Here is a 19,706-nt window from a genome sequence, read left to right as displayed (position 1 = left end):
CGGTTTGCTGTGGAAACCTATTGGCATGACTTCAGACGTGGTTCCGGCCGACGGTGATGCCCGGCGGCTGCTCGATGACGCGCGCGGGCTCGCCCGCCGGGTCCGGGTCGCCCAGCGGGTGACCTGGCTGCCGCTGCTGGCCCTGGGCGTGGTGATGTTCGGCGCGATCCTGGTCTACCGGTTCACCGACCCGATCGTCAGCGACTGCCGCCCCGATCCGCTGGGCGGCCAGGTCTGCCGGGCCTGGTTCCTGTCCGCGCAGATCTACTGGTGGGTGGGTCTGGTGCTGGCCTACGTGGTGATCGCCGCCGGGTACCTGCGGGTCGCCCGCGACAGGGGGCTGGGGACGAGGGTGCGGCCCTATGTGGTCACCGGCATCGCGCTCGTCGTGGCGTCGGCCCTCGTCGGCTTCGCCTGGCAGCTTCTCGACTACCCGTACTTCCCGGACACCCCGCCGCCCCTTGTGACCTTCCTGATCCGGCTGGTCGATGCCTCCGGCGCGACCGGGCTGGCCCTGCTCGTGCTGGCCTGGCTGGAACGGCACGTCGCGCTGGCCGTGTTCGCCCTCGGCTACCTGGTCGTGGCGCTGGTCCCGATCAACTTCGGGTGGGGCGAGAACTGGGGCAGCAACTGGGGGATGGGGCCGCAGCTCGTCATCAACGGCGGACTGCTCCTGCTCGGCAGTGCCGGCTTCGCCCTGGCCCAGCGATGGCGGCGGCCCCGATGACCGGCTCCGACCATCCGGCCAACGGCCTGGACGACCTCGTCCACCAGCGGATCCGGCTGGGCATCCTGACCATCGCGCACGAGGCCCGGCGGGTCGAGTTCGGCTTCCTGCGCACCCAGCTCGACCTGACCGGCGGCAACCTCTCCCAGCACCTGACGGTCCTGGAGACGGCCGGGCTGGTGGAGCTGGAGAAGGGGTACGCCGGCAAGCGCGCCCGCACGTGGATCACTCTCACCAAGCCCGGCCGGGCCGCCCTGGCCGACGAGATCGGGCGGCTCAAGCAGCTCGTCGCCCGGGTCGACACCACCACCACGGAGGAACGATGACCACTCGCCGCACCCTGCTCACCGCCGCGCTGGCCACCGGGGTGGCCGTGCCCCTCGGCGCCGGCCGGGCATCCGCCGCGGCCGGCCCGCCCCGGCTCACCCTGCCCCCGCCGACCGGGCCGCACCGGGTCGGCGTCGTGCCGCTGCACTTCGTCACCCGCACCCGCGAGCTCATGGCCAGCGTCTGGTATCCCGCCGCGCCCGACGGCCGGCGCCATCCGGTCGCGCCCTGGATGCCGGCCGCGTCGTGGCACGCTCTCATCGAGTCGGTGGGCTTCGAAGCCGACGCCGTCGGGGCACCGCTCACGGTCGGCCGCGAGGGAGCTCCGGCGAGGAAGGGCCGGCACCCGGTGGTCGTGTACTCGCACGGCAGTGGCAGCTGCCGCGCGGAGACCACCATCGTGGTGCAGGAGCTGGTCAGCCACGGATATGTGGTGGCCACGGTGGACCACACCGGTGACGGATACACCGAGTTCCCCGACGGCCGGCTCGGTCTCGACGACGTCGACAGCTTCAACCCGTGGGACTCCGCCGCCGACATGCGGATCCTCCTCGACAAGCTGGCGGACCTGGCCGCCGGCCGCAACCCGGACGCCGACCGCCGCCCGCTGCCGGCCGGGCTGGGCGCCGCGCTCGACCTCGGCGCCATCGGCATGTACGGATGGTCGAAGGGGGCCACCTCGACCGCCCTGGTCATGAACACGGACCGGCGGGTGAAGGCGGGCATCGGCTTCGACGGCGAGATGCAGTCACAGCCCGAGGTCGGCGCGGTCGACCGGCCGTTCATGATCATGAGCGCCGAGTTCCCGCGGCGCACCGAGGAGAGTGTCGAGCGGTTCTGGCGACTCCTGAGCGGGTGGCGGCTCAACATCCAGGCCAAGGGTGCGGCCCACGGGTCGTACAACGACCAGCAGTGGTTCATCCCCGAGATCGCGAGGATCACCGGGCTGGACGACGAGGAGCTGGAATCCTGGGTCGGCCGCCTCGACCCGGCCCGCGCGGTGCGCATCCAGCAGGCGTACCCGCTCGCGTTCTTCGACCAGCACCTGCGCCACCGGCGGCAACGCCTGCTCGAAGGCCCGAGCCGGGCCTTCACCGAGGTGAAGTTCATCCCCTGACGACCGACCCCTCAAGTCGGCTCCGCCGCATCCGATCTTCCGCAGGTCGGAGCGGCGGAGCAGTGAGGGATCATGAACATGCGGCAGTGGCGTTTCCGCCGGGCGACCCGCCGTGCGCTGGCCGGTGGCCACCACACCGCGCTGCTGACGATCGACGCCTTGTGCGAGGTGGCCCCGTTCGAGCGGGTGCTGCGAGCCGGCGTCCCCCCGTCCGGGCTGGTGAGCCGGACGGGCGAGTCCGAGTTCGTGGTCCTGCTCCCGCACCTCGCGTTCCCCGAGCAGGCGTACGACGTGGCGGGCGGCATCGCCTCCTCGTTGAGCCCGGTGATCGTCGAAGGACGCCTCGTCGCCCTGGCCGCGGCCATCGGCGTCGCCGTGTCCGCCCCCGGTGAGCTGAGCTACGACGAGCTCGCCGACCGCAGCCGCCAAGCCATGCACCGGGCCCGGCAGGTCGGGCCGGAGACCCGCTGGGCGGTGTGGCAGGACGTCAGTCGACGGAGCGCGGCATGACCCGGCCGACCTCGACCGGATCACCGGGAGTGCCACCGGGACGCGCCTTGTATTCGGGGACGCCGACGCACGTGAACAGCAGAGTGACCAGATCGCCGGACTCGTGCAGCAGGGCCGGGATCTCGGAGTCGAGGAACGTCATGCCGGTCGCGCTGGCGCCGACCGCGTAGGCGGCCAGATGCAGCCGGCCCTCGACCAGGCCGGCGGCCAGCTGCGCGGCCCGGTAGGCGCGATCGTCCAGGCCGTCGGCGGGGACGGCCGCGATGACCACGTACGCCGCCTCGGCCGACAAGGACTGGCCGAGCGACACCCGTTCCAGCTCGTCCCGCAGGTCGCCGGTGACGATCGGTGCGGCCAGATCGGGCCAGCGGTAGATACCGGGCTCGACACCGTCCACACCATGAACGGCCACCCAGTGCGGCACGTCGATCCCGCGCAGCGCCGCGGCCATCGGCCAGTCGAGAGCCTCCCGAGGCAGCGTCCTGGAACGATCCATCCGACGCTGCGAGCCGCGGCGGCGGACAACACCGTCGATCGTCTCGGCTGACGGGGGAGCGGTCACCTCGTCGCCGACGGGCCACGGGTCGCCGAGGACCGTGGTGTCGCCGGCCCGCTGGGCGGCGGTGACCAATGGGAACTCGACGGCCGGCAGCTCGCCGGGCACGGCGGGGCCGGTGGGCTCGACGGCGGGGGTGCCGGAGCCGAACGTGAGCAGAGCCAGTGGAAACTCGTGCACACCGTCGGCGCCGACCAGGTCGCGGACCGCTTCGTCGGGGAAATCGGTGCGCAGGCGCGGGTCGAGGCCGGCCGAGGCGGAGGCGGCCTCGAGCTGGGCCAGCAAAGTGCCGCAATCCCAGTAGAGATGGCGGAAGCCGCGCTCGAGGTAGCGCCAGCCGGTGCGCCACGGGACGCCGGTGATGACCAAGGTGGTGGCGTCGCCGTGAGCGGGCGGGCCGATCCGCACCAGGGCGTGATCGACCGGGTCGTACCAATGGACGCCGTCGTCGACCCCGGCCACGCCGCGAGTGACCGCGTAGACCTCCAGCGGGAAACGGGCGCCGGCGGAACCGGAGGCGCGGAAAAGGATCGTGCGGCCGTTGCGGTCGGACGTGCGGACGACGCCGGCGCCCAGGAAGAGGATGCGGCCGAGCTGGGCGGCGTCGAGCGGCTGCGGGGCGGTGGGGCTTCCGGAGAGTACGGCGGCGGCGGGTGCTCCGGGATCCGGGAGAACCCGGGGCAGGGGGACGGTCGGCAAGCCGTACGGGAAGGTCTTGACCTGGGGTGGGACGGTGTCCAAGTCATTGGACGTGAGGTCGTGCCGCAGACGCGGGTCGTCCTGGGGGACGTCCCACTCGCGGTCGGGTGAATACGAGGTCAGACGGTGCAGCAGGCCGGCGCCGGAGTCGAGGTCCACGTCCACACTCTGCCAGGGATCTCCAATTAAGGTGGGGTCCCACCTACTCGGACAAGGACGGACGATGGCCACCATCTTCTCGCAGATCATCAACGGCGATATCCCGGGACGTTTCATCTGGACCGATGATCGGGTGGCCGCGTTCCTGACCATCGCGCCGCTCACCGCCGGTCACACGCTGGTCGTTCCGCGCGAGGAGATCGATGACTGGACTCAGCTTCCCGCTGAGCTGCTCGGTCATGTGATGGCGGTCAGTCATCGGGTGGGGGCGGCACTCAAAGTGGCCTACTCGGCGCCTCGGGTGGGGCTGGTTGTTGCCGGGTTCGAGGTTCCACATGCTCATGTGCATGTCTTTCCGGCCTGGGAGATGGCTGATTTCGATTTCTCCCGGGTTGATTCCGACGTTCCCGGGGAGCGGCTTGACGAAGACCAGAAGCGGATTCTGGATGTGCTCGGGCGGTAGGTGTGCGGGGTGACTTGGTTGCGGTTGACATCGGTTTCAGCGGCGCCGCCGGCTCGTCGTTATACCCTCGCTTCCCCTCAAGCGGAAGAAAGGACGGAGCGCAGCTCTCTGCGAGAGGTGATGTCCAGCTTGGTGAACACTTTCTTCAGGTGGTACTGGACGGTTCGTGACGACAGGAACAGTTGCGCGGCAATCTCGAGATTGGTGTGACCATCGCGAGCCAGTCTAGCGATGAGTGCCTCTTGCGCGGTGAGCACTGTGGTGGTCTGAACGCTACGCTTGCCTACCCTCTCGCCCGCCGCCGCCAGCTCTTGGCGTGCGCGCTCGGCGTATCCCTCCGCCCCCATCTTGGACAGCATCTCGTGGGCAGTATGAAGATGTGCGCGCGCGTCGGATCGACGATTCTGCCGTCGCAGCCATTCCCCGAGGAGCAGGTGCGCGCGTGCATGCTGGGCGCCGAAGCCGGTGCGGCTGAAGAACTCGATCGACTCCCGGTAGAAGCCCTCCGAGGTATCACCTTCGCCGAGCAGTGCACGTGCGCGGGCCTCCATGCCCCGCGCCCAATCGGTGGGAGCGGCGTCGGCGCGCTCGAACAGCCACGCCGCTGCTGCGCCGGCCCGAACTGGTGTTTCCCGTCCGACACGCAGCCTCGAGCAACTCGGGCACCAACAGGGGTCCCACTACGAGGACGTCCAGCTCGAATCCTTGCCAGGCCTGTTCCTGGGCCACTTGGTAGCGGCCCAACCCGTTGTTCAGAACTGCGCCGGCTATGGACGCGTAGGCCACCAGGACCTCAGCGTCGATCTGCTCCGCCATCTCACTCATGCCGCGCATGAAATTGCCCGCCGTTGCCTCGTCCCCGCGCCAAGCGGCGATGAACATGTCCACGACTCCGCGGGTCATACGGCCGGTCATCGCTGCGAAGACATCGTTCTCCTCGAGCAGCCGCGCGGCTTTGTGCAGCTCACCTTGATTCAGGTGGAACAGCGCACGGCCATGCTGGTACAACTCGAGCGCAACCATGTCTCCCGCCTCCCGGGAGACCCGAACGGCTCGGGCGGAAAGCGCGTCCCAGACCGGGAAGTCGGACAGCTCGAGCGCGACCAGGATAGTGGCCCCGCCGCACGTGGATCTCAACAGACGAAGGACGTCCTCTGGGCTGTCATCCATGGCCACGAGGCCTTCGAGAGCTCGCGTCAGGTGGGGTGCCGCGGCCGCGAAGCAGTCGGTGAATCTCACCGCAAGCCCGTCGAGAAGGTCGTCGACCGCTCGAGCAGGATGGCCGGCATCGGGCGCGGACCGGGCGGCCAAGGCGGCGTCCCTTCTGAGCCCGTCACGTCCGCCGGGCCACTGGGAGATCTCCCAGAGTGCCTCCAAGTAGGTCTCGCGCGCCGTGTCAACACTGAGCGGCTCGAACATCCGCGCTGCCCCCAACAGAGTCTCCCCAGCACTCCGCTGTTGATTCATGTTCGCCATGATCTGGCCGCGCAAGCGCTCAAGGGCCGCTGCGTCCCATTCCCCGAGCGGCCCCCCGCCGGCCGCTTCCAGAAGGCGTGCGGCCACCTCGTAGGCGCCGGCTTCGTGCTTCGCTCGCGCGGCGTTCAGGAGTCGACTGGCCCGGCGAGTGGGATCCGGCGTCAGCAATGCGGCTCGCTCGTAGAAAGCGGCTGCCGCCGGTATCCCTCCGCGGCGCTGCGCCCGGCCGGCCGAGGACTCGAGGTCAACCGCAACCTCCTCATCGAGTCCGTCTGCCGCCAGCGCCCGGTGCCAAGCCCGACGGTCGGGATCGACGGTCGCATCGGTTGCCTCGCCCAGTGCCGCGTGGACGGCGCGTTGCTCGGACGGCGTAGCCGACCCGTAGACCGCTGAGCGGAGCAGTGGATGCCGGAACCGCACGCGCACACCTAACTCCGCCAGCCCTGCGTCAAGAGCTGGTCCCTGCGCATCCTTCGGTAGGCCCAGGAGGCGGGCCGCCCTCCACACCAACGAGGGGTCACCGGACGGGTCGGCCGAGGCAAGCACCATCAGGCGCCGCGTCGCCGCCGGCATGGCTTCGAGCTGCCGGACGAAGCTGTCCTGGATGCGGCTGCTGAGTGACCCGGCTCCGGGCAAGCCGAACCCGCCGGCAAGCTCATCGGCAGACAACCCCCGCGGGAGTTCCAGGAGCGCCAACGGGTTCCCCATTGACTCGGCCACGAGCAGCTCACGGACGCGTTCGTCCAGCGGAGCGCGTAAGGCCGACGCCAGCAGCGTCCGAGCCTCGTCGTCCAGCAGGCCGGCGACCTGCAGCTCAGGAAGCCCGAAGAGCTCGGCGCCAGGCTCCCGGGTCCCGAAGACGATGCCGACCGAATCGGCCAGCAATCGGCGTGCGACGAAGCCCAGAACCTGCGCGGAGCTCTCGTCCAACCACTGTTCATCATCGACAACACAGATGGCGGGGCGACGACCTCCAGCTGCTGACAGAAGGCTGAGTACGGCCAGGCCGACGTGCATCCTGTCCGGCGCCGGCCCCTCGGCCAGACCGAGCGCAGAGGCGAGCGCCGCATGCTGGAGCGGCGGTAGCTGATCGAATCGGTCCATCAGCGGCAGGCACAGGTGATGCAGGCCCGCGAACGCCAACTCCATCTCCGACTGCACTCCGGCAACCCGGAGCAGCTGGCATCCCATTCGGGTCGTACGCTCGGCGATGTGGTCGAGCAACTCCGTCTTGCCGACTCCGGGGTCGCCCCGAACGACGAGAGCACGACCCGTACCAGCGCGGACCTCGTCGACCAGCCGGTCCAGGGTGGCGCGTTCGACCCGGCGACCTACCAGCATGCTTGCCCCCAGGTCTGTGACTTGACCCTGATCGTTCCCCGCCGCTGCGTGCCGCCGTCGCGGCCCGGACTCGACCGAACCAGGGATTGCTGATCGCTGAGGGCGGCTGACCTCGTCGGCGCCCGTAATCTGATCTTAGTGCCCTGGAATGTTTCCCTCTGGAACACCCACTCAGGTGTCGCAGGCGGTGCCGTCGCCGTCTCGGTCGAGTTTGTAGATGTCGGAGCCGACTACGGTGACGGGGCCGTCCACGTAGGCGGGGCCGTTTCCGCTGCCGCCGGCGCAATCGACGTCGCTGGCTATGGGGACGCAGGGGGTGTAGTTCGGGTCGCACTTGTTGGTGGGGACGGATTTGGTGCCTACCGCGATCACCTTGGTGATGGGCTTCTTGGTGATTGTTGTGGTGAGTACGCGGCGGGCGGTCTGTTGGCCGTCGACGGTGGTTATCTCGTACGTGATGGTCTTGATGCCGTTGACGCCTCTGGTGCGCACCCGGGTTTTGCCCTCGGCCAGGCTGTCGTCGTCGACTCGCCTTGTCTTGTACGGGACCTTCGTCGTCGTGACCGTGGTCTTCTTGACGGCGGTGGGAGTGGACGGGGCGGTTGTCGGCGCTGTGGGCGCGGCTTCGGTGGGTTCTTGGCTGGGTGAGCCGGCCGGCGGCGTTGTTGTTATGGGCTGGATGTCGGCCAGGTTGTCGCTTGTTCCGGTGACCGTGTCGGGTTTGGTGTCTGTGAAGGTGGCTATCGCGGTGAGGCCGCCGCAGCAGGGCAGGATCAGGGCGGCGACGATGAGGCCGGCGCGTTGAAGTGGTGTTCTGCGGTGCCAAAAGCCCTGTTTACGGGGTGGCGGGCCGGGCCACATCGGACCCGGTTGGGGCGGTGTCTGATATGTCACCGCGCAAGTCTGGGCGTGTTCGGGTGCGGGGGGATCGGCGGTTCGGCCGACCGCCCATCGAACGAAAGAACCGAACGGGTTATGACTCTTGCATTGGTGGGAAACACATAGGACGGCGATCGGCGTCGGCAGCGGCTTTGGAGCGTTGTGGGGACGAGGGGCGGACTGAGCATGGCTGGGGAGCGGTTGCACGTGTCGGTCGCCGGGGATGGGGAGCCGGTGGTGTTTCTGCATGGGAATCCGACGTCGTCGTATCTCTGGCGGCAGGTGATCTCGTTGCTGTCGGCGCGGTTTCGGTGTGTGGCGGTCGACCTGGTCGGGATGGGGCGGTCGCCGAAGCCGGACGTTGCGTACGAGTGGGCGGATCATCGGCGGTATCTGACGGCGGTGCTTGATGGGCTGGACGCGCCGTTCTGGGTGGTGGGGCACGACTGGGGTGTCGGGCTGGGCGTCGAGTACGCGCGAGCGCGGGCGGAGCGGGTCAGGGGGGTGGCCCTGATGGAGGGGCATCTGCGGCCGCTCGGGTCCTGGGATGACTTCGACGAGGGTGGGCGGGAGCTGTTCCGGCGGCTGCGGGATCCGGTGGAGGGGCGGCGGAGGGTGGAGGAGGAGAACTTCTTTCTGTCCACGGTTCTGCCGGGGGGCATGCTGCGGTCGCTCAGCGGTGAGGAGCGGGACGCGTACGCATCGCCTTACCCGACAGCTCGGTCGCGGCACCCGATCTGGAAGTGGGTCACGCAGATCCCGATCGGCGGGGAGCCGGCCGAGACGGCCGCTGTGCTGGCGGCGAACTGGGAATGGCTGCGGACCACCGAGGTGCCGCGGCTGCTGCTGGTGGGACGGCCGGGGGCGGTCATCGGGGCGGAGCGGGTGGCCGAGGTGCGGCGGGTGGCGCCGGGGGTGCGGGTCCGGGACGTCGGGGAGGGGCTGCACTTCCTGCCCGAGGACCAGCCGGAGGCGATCGCCCGGGAGCTGGTGGAGTGGGTCGCTGTTTCCGCCCAATGACCGGTATTGACTCATCGCGGGGAAGGGGGCCCGTCGCCCGGGTGCGGGGATCACACTGACGGCACGTCGCGATCCACGGTGGACGAGGCGTACGGGGAAGGTGGTCCTCGATGTTGATGCGGAGTCTGCTGGCGGCTGTGCTGGCCGTGGGAGCGCTCGGGGTGCCGTCGGCGGCGCAGGCCGCGGAGGGTGCGGGGCGCGGGCCGGTGCTCGACCCGTCCTTCGGCGTGGGTGGCTGGGTCACCACCGATCACGGTGGCGGGGACTACGTGCGGGATCTCGCGCTGCAGCCGGACGGGAAGATCATCGCGGTCGGCAACGGCAATGAGGGGTACTTCCTGCTGGAGCGGCACCTGGCCAACGGCCTGCTGGACAACACGTTCGGCGCGGTGGTCACCGACGTCGACCCGGATTCGTTCTGGGACGACCCGAGCGCGGTGGTGTTGCAGCCCGGTGGCCGCATCCTGGTCGCGGGGACCGTGTCGCGGGCGGGCTTCTCGGAGCTGGTTCTCGTCCGGTATCTCATCGACGGAAGCATCGACACCTCGTTCGGCACCAACGGCCGGCTGTACCCGGAGTTGGGCGACGCCGCGTACGCGACCCGGCCGGCCGGGCTCATCCGGCAGCCGGACGGCAAGATCCTGGTGGGTATCTCGGGCGCGACCACCGACGGCAGCGTCCCGCCGGTGCTCCTGCGGCTGCTGCCGAGCGGGGCGCCGGATCCGGCGTTCGGCGTCGGCGGGGTGGTCCGGGCCGACCTGGGGCCGCGCGAGTTCGACTCGGTGAGCAATGTCGCGCTCGCGCCGGACGGGGACATCGTCGTGGCCGGCACCACCAGCTACTGGAGCACGCTGCCCGAGCCCACCTCGGACACCGTGCTGGCCCGTTTCACGCCGCGGGGAGCGCTGGACACGTCGTTCGGCTCGGGTGGGCGGGTGGTCCGGGACTACAGCGGGCCCCAGGGCATCGACCTCTCGTCCGGGCTCGCGGTCGGCCGCGACGGCCGCATCGTGCAGACCGTCGGGGTCATCCAGAACGACGTCACCCGCAGCGGGATCGCGCGTTACCGGCCGGACGGCCGGGCCGACCGGTCGTTCGGGCGCAACGGCTTCACGTACGTCTCGGGCCCGGTCGCCTCGCCGGTGATCCGCCCCGACGGGCGCATCACCACCACCGGTCAGATCGACGCCGACATCGCCCTGGCCCAGTATCGCGCCGACGGCCGCCCCGACCGCACGTTCGGCACCGGCGGCGTGGTCGTCACCGACCTGGGCGGATACGACCAGGGCAACGTCCTCAAGATCCAGCCCGACGGCCGCCTGCTCGTCGGCGGCACCGGTGGCGTCCAAGGTGGCGACGCCTTCGCGATCGTCCGCTACCGGCCCTGACGGCGCCGCCTTCGCGATCGTCCGCTACCGGCCCTGACGGCGCCGCCCGGAGCACTCCGGGCGGCGCCGTGCCACCATCGACGGGTGTCGACGAACCCGGACATCCGACTGTGGGACCAGGCCGCCGAACGCTACGCTCAGCAGTCGGGCGGTGCGGACGATTCGTTCTACCGGCGGCTGAGCCCGTTTCTGTGGAGCTCGCTGGGTGAGCTGAACGGGCGCCGGGTCCTCGACCTGGGCTGCGGTCACGGCTGGCTGGCCGAGCGGCTGCGTCTGGCCGGCGCGACGGTGGCGGGCGTCGACGGCAGCGAGGCGTTGCTGCGGCACGCCTCGACCGCATATCCCGACGTCCAGTTCACCGCCCATGACCTCACCGAGGGCCTTCCTCCGTCCGGGGTCCGCTTTCACGGCGTGGTCGCCCACATGGTCCTCATGGACCTGCCGGAGCTCGCGCCGCTGATCGCCGACGTGCGGGCGTGCCTGGAGCCCGGCGGGGTGTTCGTCTTCTCGATCCTGCATCCCAGTTTCTTCGCGCAGGCGCCGGTCGAGGACGCCGCCACCGGCGAGCGCTATCGCAAGGTCACCGGCTACCTGAACCATGAGCGACGGTGGATCACCACCTTCGGCGGGCATCACCACTACCACCGGCCGCTGTCGTGGTACGTCGACCTGCTGGCCCGCAACGGCTTGGCGGTGACGGGGTTGCACGAGCCGCCCACGCTGCCGCCGCACCTCGGCGCCGAGGCGGAGCGGACCGACTACGAGCGCTGGTTCGCCGGCATCCCGACGATGCTCGCCGTCGCCTGTCGTCCCGCCGCGACGTAGGGCTGCGGCCTGGGGCTGCGGCCTGGGGCTGCGGCCTGCGGCGTAGGGCTGCGCGCCGCGACGGGACGGGACGGCGGTCACGGCAGGGCGCGGGCCAGGGTCAGGGCGAAACGGGCCTCGGGGTCGGTCCACCAGTGGTCGAGGGTGAAGCCGGCCTCGGAGAGCTCTTTGGCCACGCCCTCGCGGCGGAACTTGGCGGAGATCTCGGTGCGGATCTCCTCGCCCGAGGCGAACTCGACGGCCAGGTCGACGGCGGGGATGGTGACCCGCATCGGCCTGCGGGCGCGCAGGCGCATCTCGATCCACTCGTGGTCGGCGTCCCACAGGGCCACGTGGGTGAAGCCGTCGACGTCGAAGTCAGCCTGCAGGTGGTGGTTGAGGACGCGTAGCACGTTCCGGTTGAACTCGGCGGTCACGCCGGCCGCGTCGTCGTAGGCCGGGACCAGCACGCGCGGGCTCTTGACCAGGTCGGTGCCGAGCAGCAGGTGCTCGCCGGGTCGCAGGACGCCGCGGACGCCGGCCAGGAAGCGGGCCCGCTCGTCCGGCGCCAGGTTGCCGATCGTGCCGCCGAGGAACGCGACCAGGCGGTCGTCGGCCACTGGCAGGAACCCGAGATGGCGGGTGAAGTCGCCGACGATGCTGCGCACCCGGAGCGACGGGTGGTCGACGGCGATCCGGGCGGCCGCGGCCTCGAGTGCGGTCGGCGACACGTCCATCGGGACGAACAGTTCCGGCCGCAGGGCGTCGAGCAGCAGACGGGTCTTGGTGGAGTAGCCCGAGCCGAGCTCGATGAGCGTGCGGGCCCCGGTGAGGCGGGCGATGTCGGTCGCGTGGGCGGTGAGGATGGCCCGCTCGGCGCGCGTGGGGTAATACTCGGGCAGCTCGGTGATCTGCTCGAACAGCTCGCTGCCGCGGGCGTCGTAGAACCATTTCGGCGGCAGCGATTTCGGCGTCGCCGTGAGACCGGCGACCACGTCGGCGCGCAGGGCGCGCTCCTGGTCGTCGGCGTCGAGATGGATTTCGAGCGGGACGGTCATGTTTCTCCCAGGGGGATCCGCCGCACGGCGCCCGGCGTGGCGACCAGGACCGTGCGGTCGGGAATCGGCTGCCAGGACGGGTTGTCGTCGAGGGGCTCGGAGCTGATCAGGACGGAATCCGGGGTGACGAGCGCCGACAGGGCGTGGCCGGCGGTGCTGGCCACGATCGTCGTGCCATCGGTGACCAGCAGGTTGAGGCGCGAGCCGGGAGCAGCCGCGGCCACCTCGGCGACCGTGCCGGCGGCCGCCTCGCCCAGGCCGGAGCCGCGGCGCAGCCGGTGGCGGACGAGCGCCCAGAGCAGCGCCGCGTCGGTGGGCGCGTCGAGCGTGAGCAGGTCGGTCGTGGGCAGATCGGCGGCGAGCTTCTCCACCGAGCCCGGCCAGCCGGCGACGACACCGTTGTGGCTGAACAACCACCGTCCCTCGGCGAACGGGGCGGCCGCCGGGGCGGTGACCGGCATGCCGGCCGTGGCGCTGCGGACGGCGGCCAGCACCCCGCCCGCGGTGACCGACGCGGCCAGGCCGGGCAGGTCGGGGTCGCTCCACAGCGGGGTGGCCCGGCGATAGCGCACGGGTCCGTCCGCCGCATACCAGCCCACGCCGAACCCGTCCGCGTTGATCGTGCCGCCGCCCCGCATGTCGCGCGGCGCCCAGGACTGGTGCGACAGCGAGTGCGCCGGCTCGAAGAGCAGCCGCGACAGCGGGACCGGCGGCCCGAGATAGGCCAGGTGACGGCACATCAGGCGTCCCGCGCGCAGCGGAAGCCGCTGAAGATCTGCCGCCGGATCGGATAGTCCCAGTTGCGGAATGTGCCTCTCACGGCTGTGCCGTCGGTGCCGAACGAGCCGCCGCGCAGCACCTTGTAGCCGGGGCCGAAGAAGACCTCCGAATACTCCCGGTAGGGGAACGCGGTGAACCCGGGATAACCGTGGAAGTCGGTCGACGTCCACTCCCACACGTCGCCCATCAGCTGGTGGACGCCGAGCGGCGAGGCGCCGTCGGGGAAGGCCCCGGCGGCCGCGGGTCGCAGGTGCCGCTGGTCGACGTTGGCGTGCCGCGGCGAGGGCGGCTCGTCGCCCCACGGGAAGCGGCGCGAGCGGCCGGTGGCGGGGTCGAACCGGGCCGCCTTTTCCCACTCGGCCTCGGTCGGCAGCCGCTTGCCGGCCCAGGACGCATACGCCGACGCCTCGTGGAAGCAGACGTGTACCACCGGCTCGTCGGGCACGACCGGAGCCGTCCGCCCGAAGGTCGTCGCCGCCCAGCCGTCGCCGTCCCGCTGCCAGTGCGCGGGCGCGACCAGCCCGGCCGCCTGCCGGTGATCCCACCCGGCCGCACTCCACCAGCGCGGGTCGTCGTAGCCGCCGGCGTCGATGAACGCGGCGTAGGACGCGTTCGTCACCGCCGCCCGGTCGATGTGGAAGGCCGGCACCTCGACCCGGTGCGCTGGGCGTTCGTTGTCGAGCGCCCACGCCTCGGTGTCGGTGCCCATGGTGAACGGCCCGCCGGGCACGAACACCTCACCCGTGACCGCAACCGGGGGAACGGGCGGCGGCGCCGCGGGCAGCACCGGTGGGCCGGCGCGGAGCTGGAGGGTGGCCAGCATGGTCTCGTCGTGCTGCTGCTCGTGCTGGACGATCATGCCGAACGCGAACCCGTCGGCGACCAGGCGGCGGCCCTGGTCGAGGCGGGCCCGGTCGAGCACGTCGAGCGCCTTGGCGCGCACCTGGGCCACGTAACGCCGGGCCTCGGCCGGGTTGAGCAGGGGCAGGGCCGTGCGGTCGCGGCGGGCGTGCTTGAAGGCGTCGTAGAGCTCGTCGATGTCCTGCCGCACCGGCTCGCGGCCGCCGACATCGCGCACCAGCCAGAGCTCCTCCTGGTTGCCGACGTGGGCCAGATCCCACACCAGGGGGGACATCAGCGGCGAGTGCTGGCGGGTGAGGTCGCCGTCGTCGACGGCCTCGGTGAGCAGGACGGTGCGGTCGCGGGCCCGGGTCAGCTCGGCGGCGACGCGATCCCGCAGCCGCTCGGTCTCGATGGTCATCGCAGTTTCCGTTCGATCGTCTCGGTGACCCCGGCCGGCAGGGCGGCGCGCCGCAGGGCCAGGTCGAGGACGGCTCCGGCGGTGCGGCGCAGGGCCGGGTCGCGCAGCCCGTCACGCCAGGCCGCCTCCCAGCGGTCGGCGGTGGGCAGCGCCAGATCGAGCGCGGCCGAGGTGGTGGCCGGGTCGGACAGCAGGGTGGCCAGCACGGCCACCGGTGCGAACCACTCGTCGCCGGCCTGCGCGTCGAGATAACGCACCTCGAGGTAGCCGCGCGGGCGGACCGGCGGGAACAGGGTGCTCAGGTGATAGTCGACGTCGGCCACCGTCAGCGGCAGGGGCAGCGCGCCCCGGATCCAGTCGTCCAGCGTGGCGCCGGTCGGAGCCACCCAGCAGTCGCCGTCACGGCGTACGCACGTGAGGGGCGCGGCGAGCGCGTAGCGGACCCAGTCACCGGCCGGGTCGGCCGAGACGCCGACCGGACGGGTGAGCCGCGGGTCCATCGCCCACCAGGCGGCCATGCGCGCGGAGGCCAGGCCGGTGTCGGCCCCCGCCCGCCGGCGGGAATTGGCGAACGCGGCCAGCAGCGGCGGGCCCAGCGCCGAGACGGCCGCCCATCGCGTCGGGAGATCGGTGCCGGCGTCGAGACAGACCTGGAGCCCGGCGGTGCTGCACATCATCACCCGGCCGTCGCCGCCGCGCTCGTCGAACGCCTGCTCCATGGCGTCGTATCGCGGGGTCTGCACCAGGCGCCTGGGTGCGCGGTGCGGATCGATGCCGTGCTCGCCGAGGGCCAGGCCGGCGGCCTCGAGCAGAACGGTGAGGCGGGCCAGGTCGGTGCCGACGGCCGCGTGCAGCTCGGCGAGCGAGGAGGCGGGCGCGGAGGAGATCTCGATCTGCCCGCCGGGCTCGACGCTGACCGTGCCGCCGGCCGGGAGGGGCTGCGGCGGGTGCGACGCGCCGAGCGTCGCGGGGGAGTGCCGGCCGAGCGCCTGCCGCAGCGTCTCGACGGCCAGCGGCGCCTCGGGCGCCGCGATGCTGTGCACGGTCCACTCCAGCTCCGCGCCGATCAGTGACGGGGGGCCGGTCTTGAAGCAGATGGCACGGATCCGTGCCTCCACCTCGGCCTGGGTGTGGAGGACGGCCACCGTGTCGGTGTCACCATCCGCCAGCAACCGGATGCTCTTGGTCATGGAGCCGAACCTACGGGCGGGGTCCGACAATTTCGCGGACCGGCGGCAGCCAGTCCTCGATGGACAGCCGTCACGCTGGAGCTTCCCGGCTGAGTGATCTGGGTCACTCGGAAAAGGGAAGCGTTTCACTCGGCGGTTAAGCGGCTCTTAAGGGCATCGAAACGCCTTCACCTGCGCAAACATCGAATTCGGCATTGTCACTGGGAAATACCTGAACCCTTTGGTGGCCGCTCTCGTACCTCTCGACGCGCGTCCCGGCGGAGCGGCGCGGCAGCCGGAGGAGTGAAGGAGTCTCGATGGCGGGGACCGGAATCGACACCTCGATCCTGCACAAGGGCGCGCACAGCGCTTCCTACTTCGACCTGGCTCGCAGCGCGGGTGAGGGCGTCGAGATCGTGGACTTCTGCATCCCCTGCAACCCGTACTTCCCCACCGCGGAGATGTTCGACGAGCTCAGCCGCGACCTCAAGAACATCCTGAAGTACTACCCGAGCGACTCCTCCAGCATCACCAAGAAGCTGTGCAGCGTCCTGGGCCTGCACCCGCAGACGGTGGCGATGGCCAACGGCTCGACGGAGCTCATCACGTGGATCGACCACCTGCTCATCAAGGAGAGCGTGGCCATCCCGATCCCGACGTTCGGCCGCTGGACCGACCAGCCGCTCGAGACCGGCAAGCGGGTCGACATGTTCCCGCTGCAGGAGCGCGACGGCTTCCGGTTGAACCTCGATGACTACGTACGCTTCATCCGCGACCGCGGCTCCCGGGTGGCCGTGGTCTGCAACGTGAACAACCCCGACGGCTGCTACCTGCCCCGGCGCGACGTCATCCGCTTCATGGACATGCTGGGCGACCTCGACCTGGTCGTCATCGACGAGTCGTTCATCGACTTCTCGGACCTCGAGCAGTACCCGTCGGTCGGCCCGGACGCGGTCATCCGCCCCAACACCGTGGTGCTCAAGAGCCTGGGCAAGAACTTCGGCCTGCACGGCATCCGCTTCGGCTACCTGATGGCCAACCCCGCCATCGCCGGCCAGATCGGCAAGGCGCTGCCCAAGTGGAACCTCAACTCGCTGGCCGAGAAGGTCGTGTTCATGATTCAGGACCACGAGGACGAGTACGAGGACAGCCTGCGCCTGCTGAGCCGGGACCGACGCTCGATGGCAGGCGAGCTGGCCCGCATCCCCGGGCTCACCGTCTTCCCGTCGCAGGGCAACTTCATTCTGGTCAAGCTGCCCACCGAGTGGTCCGGGGTGGCGCTGCGCGACTACCTGGTGGCCAACCACGGCGTCTACACCCGGGAGTGCGGCAACAAGCTGGGTATGACGAGCCAGTTCATGCGGCTGGTGGTGCGCCCGGCCCGCGACGTCGACCGGCTGATCGACGGCATGATGGATTACGGCCGTCAGTTCCGGGTGCGCTCCTACGAGGAGCCGGTCGACACCCGCCGGAACTGGGATGCCCCGCGCGAGGAGGCCCCGGACAACCTGATCCAGTACCCGTCGCGCCGCGGTGGCGAATACACGGCCCGCCGGGCCGCCAATGCTTAGACGCCGGGCGGCCTGCGTGGTGCGACGCTCACGCCGGTGGGCCGCGCCCACCGGAAAGGGTCCCCGCCGACGCCGCAAATGACCTCTGCCCGTCGACCGCCGTACATGTCCGCGTCCGGTTCGTAGCCGATCGTGAGCGCATGCCGCCCTACCTCGACGCGGTCGCCGCGAGCCCGTGGATCCTCGCTGTCGTCTTCGTCGTCGCCGGCCTCGACGCCCTGGTGCCGTTCATGCCGAGCGAGTCGACCGTGCTCGCCTGCGGGGTCGCCGCCGCCGGCACCGGCCGGCCCCACCTCGGGCTGCTCGTGCTGGTCGCCGCGGCCGGGGCCTGGGCCGGTGACGTGCTGTCGTACCGGGTCGGCCGGCGCAGCACCGCGGCCGTCACCGCCCGGCTGAGCCACCGCCGGGCCGTGGCCGTGCACGACTGGGTGCGGCGCCTGCTGCGCAGCCGCGGCGGCCTGGTCATCGTCTTCGCCCGTTACGTGCCCGGCGGCCGGTCGACGACCGCGCTCGCAGCCGGCCTGGTCGGCTATCCGCCGAAGCGTTTCGCCTGGTACACGGCGGCCGCCGTGGTGCTGTGGGCGAGCCAGGCCGCGCTGCTGGGTTATCTCGGCGGCACCCTCTTCGAGCATCATCCGCTGCTCGGCTTCCTCGTCGCCGGCAGTGCCGCGCTGGCCATCACCGGCCTGGCCGTGGGCATCCAGCGGATCGGCCGGCAGCCCCAGCGGGTGCGATAGACAGTCATCTTCACGTCACATGGGTGTCGCCACGCCGTCGTGCCCTTGCCACGGGCCGCGGCAAGGGTGACCGTCGACGAACGTCCACTCCGTCAGGAGGCACCGATGCCCGATCGCCGCCACGTCCTCGCCGGTGCCGCCCTGGCCGCCGGTGCCGCCGCGATCCCGGCCGGGACCGCGTACGCCGACGCGAGCGGCAGCCTCTTCCCCCTCGGCGTGGCCAGCGGCGACCCGCTGCCGCACGCGGTGATCCTGTGGACCCGGCTGGTGCGGGCCGGTCTGCGCCGCCCGGTCGAGGTCGAGTGGCAGGTCGCCCGGGACGAGCGGTTCCGCCGCGTGGTGCGGCACGGCCGGACGACCGCGCGGGCCGAGCTGGCCCACTCGGTGCACGTCGACGCGCGCGGGCTCGACGACGGCCACGACTACTTCTACCGGTTCCGCGCCCTCGGCCAGATCAGCCCGGTCGGCCGGACGAGGACCACGGGTCACGCGTCCCGGCTCCGGTTCGGCGTCGTGAACTGCCAGGACTTCCAGAACGGCTACTGGCCGGCCTACTGGGGGCTGGCCGCCGAGGACCTCGACGTGGTGGTGCACCTGGGCGACTACATCTACGAATACGACCCGAGCAGCCGCTTCGCCGACCGCCGCCACACCACGCCCGCCACTCCCGGGCTCGACCAGCTGGTCACCCTCGACGACTACCGGGCCCGGCACGCTCAGTACAAGACCGACCCGGCGCTGCAGGCCGCGCACGCCGCGTTCCCGTGGATCGTCACCTGGGACGACCACGAGACCGAGAACAACTACGCCGGCCTGATCGACGAGGTCGACGACACCGGTGCCAAGCTGCAGACCCGGGCCGAGTTCACCCGGCAGCGAGCGGCGGCCTATCAGGCCTACTACGAGCACATGCCGATCCGCGCCGACCTGCGCCCGGGCCGGGCCGACCTGCGCATCTTCCGCCGCTTCGACTTCGGCCGGCTGCTGCGCCTCAACGTGCTCGACACCCGGCAGTACCGCACCGACCAGCCGGGGGGTTTCCCCGGCGACTTCGGCCTGGCCGAGGCGGGCCTGGCCAACAACGGCACGCTCACCGGCGAGGACCAGGAGCGCTGGCTCAGGGCCGGGCTCGACCACTCGCCGGCCCGCTGGAACGTCGTCGCCCAGCAGGTGATGATGAGCCGGATCAAGTTCCCCAACCCCACCGGTGCCCCGGTCCCGCCCATCGTGGCCAACCTCGACCAGTGGGACGGCTACGCCCCGCAACGCACCCGTTTCCTCAACCACCTCGCCGAGAAGCGCGTCGAGAACCCGGTCATCCTGGCCGGCGACATCCATTCGACCTGGTTCTCGGAGCTGCGGCCCGACTTCGACCGGCCCGAGCAGAAGCCGGTCGCCGTCGAGTTCACCGCCACCTCGGTCAGCTCGGACTTCCCGATCGCCTTCGACGGGCCGCTCAAGCAGGTCAACCCGGTACTCAACCCGCACGTGCGCTATTTCGACGGTTCCCGGCGCGGCTATCTGCGGTGCCTGGTGACCCGCTCGGTCTGGCACACCGACGTCCGCACGGTCGAGACCATCGACGTACGGGACTCGCCGGTCACCACGAGCGCGGCCTGGGCCGTCGAGGCGGGGACCAGCGTGCTGACCCGATAGGGTCGGCA

19 protein-coding genes are annotated in these 19,706 nt (G+C 71.0%); 11 read left to right on the top strand and 8 right to left on the bottom strand.

Translation table 11 applies throughout. The features are described 5' to 3' along the window. The first annotated feature begins 25 nt into the window (after positions 1–25). The 4 genes from NAG42_RS09790 to NAG42_RS09775 all read left to right on the top strand — a co-directional run bounded on the left by NAG42_RS09790 (position 26) and on the right by NAG42_RS09775 (position 2,681). Positions 26–727, top strand: a complete 702-nt coding sequence (locus NAG42_RS09790; RefSeq protein ID WP_250029624.1) for a hypothetical protein — start codon at positions 26–28, stop codon at positions 725–727. Then, the gene (locus NAG42_RS09785) at positions 724–1,053 is read left to right on the top strand and encodes a transcriptional regulator (RefSeq protein ID WP_250029622.1); all 330 of its coding nucleotides are present in this window, start codon (positions 724–726) and stop codon (positions 1,051–1,053) included. Before NAG42_RS09790 ends, NAG42_RS09785 begins: the two co-directional genes overlap by 4 nt. Beyond that, on the top strand, positions 1,050–2,171 hold the full coding sequence (locus NAG42_RS09780) for an alpha/beta hydrolase family protein (RefSeq protein ID WP_250029621.1): 1,122 nt from the start codon (positions 1,050–1,052) through the stop codon (positions 2,169–2,171). Before NAG42_RS09785 ends, NAG42_RS09780 begins: the two co-directional genes overlap by 4 nt. Positions 2,172–2,243: 72 nt before the next feature. Further along, positions 2,244–2,681, top strand: coding sequence for a diguanylate cyclase domain-containing protein (locus tag NAG42_RS09775; protein ID WP_250029619.1), 438 nt, complete (start codon positions 2,244–2,246; stop codon positions 2,679–2,681). Here the strand turns inward: NAG42_RS09775 and NAG42_RS09770 are convergent. Then, on the bottom strand, positions 2,659–4,095 hold the full coding sequence (locus NAG42_RS09770) for a nitroreductase family protein (RefSeq protein ID WP_250029617.1): 1,437 nt from the start codon (positions 4,093–4,095) through the stop codon (positions 2,659–2,661). The genes NAG42_RS09775 and NAG42_RS09770 overlap by 23 nt on opposite strands. Positions 4,096–4,159: 64 nt before the next feature. Here NAG42_RS09770 and NAG42_RS09765 point away from each other — a divergent pair, with 64 nt between their 5' ends. After that, positions 4,160–4,558, top strand: a complete 399-nt coding sequence (locus NAG42_RS09765; RefSeq protein WP_250029615.1) for an HIT family protein — start codon at positions 4,160–4,162, stop codon at positions 4,556–4,558. 77 nt (positions 4,559–4,635) lie between these two features. Here the strand turns inward: NAG42_RS09765 and NAG42_RS09760 are convergent, their stop codons facing one another. From NAG42_RS09760 to NAG42_RS09750, 3 genes are all read right to left on the bottom strand, one after another. Further along, positions 4,636–5,109 (bottom strand): helix-turn-helix transcriptional regulator, encoded by a 474-nt coding sequence (locus tag NAG42_RS09760; protein ID WP_250029613.1) that lies wholly within the window; start codon positions 5,107–5,109, stop codon positions 4,636–4,638. Next, on the bottom strand, positions 5,072–7,375 hold the full coding sequence (locus NAG42_RS09755) for an AAA family ATPase (RefSeq protein ID WP_250029612.1): 2,304 nt from the start codon (positions 7,373–7,375) through the stop codon (positions 5,072–5,074). The genes NAG42_RS09760 and NAG42_RS09755 overlap by 38 nt, the downstream gene beginning before the upstream one ends. Positions 7,376–7,546: 171 nt before the next feature. Then, entirely contained in the window at positions 7,547–8,236 is a 690-nt protein-coding gene (locus NAG42_RS09750) for a G5 domain-containing protein (RefSeq protein WP_250029610.1), read from the bottom strand. Positions 8,237–8,440: 204 nt separating this feature from the next. On the opposite strand from NAG42_RS09750, the gene NAG42_RS09745 reads away from it, so the two are divergent. The 3 genes from NAG42_RS09745 to NAG42_RS09735 all read left to right on the top strand — a co-directional run bounded on the left by NAG42_RS09745 (position 8,441) and on the right by NAG42_RS09735 (position 11,487). After that, positions 8,441–9,274: a haloalkane dehalogenase gene (locus NAG42_RS09745; RefSeq protein ID WP_250029609.1), complete on the top strand. Its 834-nt coding sequence runs from the start codon at positions 8,441–8,443 to the stop codon at positions 9,272–9,274. Between the two features lie 110 nt (positions 9,275–9,384). Next, positions 9,385–10,662, top strand: a complete 1,278-nt coding sequence (locus NAG42_RS09740) for a hypothetical protein (protein ID WP_250029607.1) — start codon at positions 9,385–9,387, stop codon at positions 10,660–10,662. Positions 10,663–10,746: 84 nt separating this feature from the next. Then, positions 10,747–11,487 carry a class I SAM-dependent DNA methyltransferase gene (locus tag NAG42_RS09735; protein WP_250029605.1) on the top strand — a complete coding sequence of 247 codons (741 nt, stop codon included), beginning with the start codon at positions 10,747–10,749 and terminating at the stop codon, positions 11,485–11,487. Positions 11,488–11,564: 77 nt separating this feature from the next. On the opposite strand, the gene egtD is transcribed toward NAG42_RS09735, so the two are convergent. Genes egtD through NAG42_RS09715 form a run of 4 tightly spaced genes read right to left on the bottom strand, consistent with a single transcriptional unit; the run spans position 11,565 to position 15,737 of the window. Beyond that, positions 11,565–12,524 (bottom strand): L-histidine N(alpha)-methyltransferase, encoded by a 960-nt coding sequence (gene egtD, locus NAG42_RS09730; RefSeq protein WP_250029603.1) that lies wholly within the window; start codon positions 12,522–12,524, stop codon positions 11,565–11,567. After that, a complete protein-coding gene (gene egtC, locus NAG42_RS09725; RefSeq protein ID WP_250029601.1) occupies positions 12,521–13,264 on the bottom strand; it encodes an ergothioneine biosynthesis protein EgtC in 744 nt (247 codons plus the stop codon). Before egtC ends, egtD begins: the two co-directional genes overlap by 4 nt. After that, positions 13,264–14,565, bottom strand: a complete 1,302-nt coding sequence (egtB, locus tag NAG42_RS09720) for an ergothioneine biosynthesis protein EgtB (RefSeq protein WP_250029599.1) — start codon at positions 14,563–14,565, stop codon at positions 13,264–13,266. The genes egtC and egtB overlap by 1 nt, the downstream gene beginning before the upstream one ends. After that, the gene (locus NAG42_RS09715) at positions 14,562–15,737 is read right to left on the bottom strand and encodes a glutamate-cysteine ligase family protein (protein ID WP_438872394.1); all 1,176 of its coding nucleotides are present in this window, start codon (positions 15,735–15,737) and stop codon (positions 14,562–14,564) included. The genes egtB and NAG42_RS09715 overlap by 4 nt, the downstream gene beginning before the upstream one ends. A 314-nt stretch (positions 15,738–16,051) precedes the next feature. Here NAG42_RS09715 and NAG42_RS09710 point away from each other — a divergent pair, with 314 nt between their 5' ends. From NAG42_RS09710 to NAG42_RS09700, 3 genes are all read left to right on the top strand, one after another. Then, positions 16,052–17,305 carry a pyridoxal phosphate-dependent aminotransferase gene (locus NAG42_RS09710; RefSeq protein WP_250029595.1) on the top strand — a complete coding sequence of 418 codons (1,254 nt, stop codon included), beginning with the start codon at positions 16,052–16,054 and terminating at the stop codon, positions 17,303–17,305. 140 nt (positions 17,306–17,445) lie between these two features. After that, on the top strand, positions 17,446–18,042 hold the full coding sequence (locus tag NAG42_RS09705; protein WP_250029593.1) for a DedA family protein: 597 nt from the start codon (positions 17,446–17,448) through the stop codon (positions 18,040–18,042). A gap of 105 nt (positions 18,043–18,147) precedes the next feature. Further along, entirely contained in the window at positions 18,148–19,698 is a 1,551-nt protein-coding gene (locus NAG42_RS09700; RefSeq protein WP_250029592.1) for an alkaline phosphatase D family protein, read from the top strand. The last annotated feature ends 8 nt before the right edge of the window (positions 19,699–19,706 follow it).

It is taken from the genome of Paractinoplanes maris, assembly GCF_023544465.1.
Taxonomy (GTDB): Bacteria; Actinomycetota; Actinomycetes; order Mycobacteriales; family Micromonosporaceae; genus Actinoplanes; species Actinoplanes maris.
Note: the sequence above shows the minus strand (reverse complement) of the source record. Positions and strands in the feature narration are given on the sequence as shown.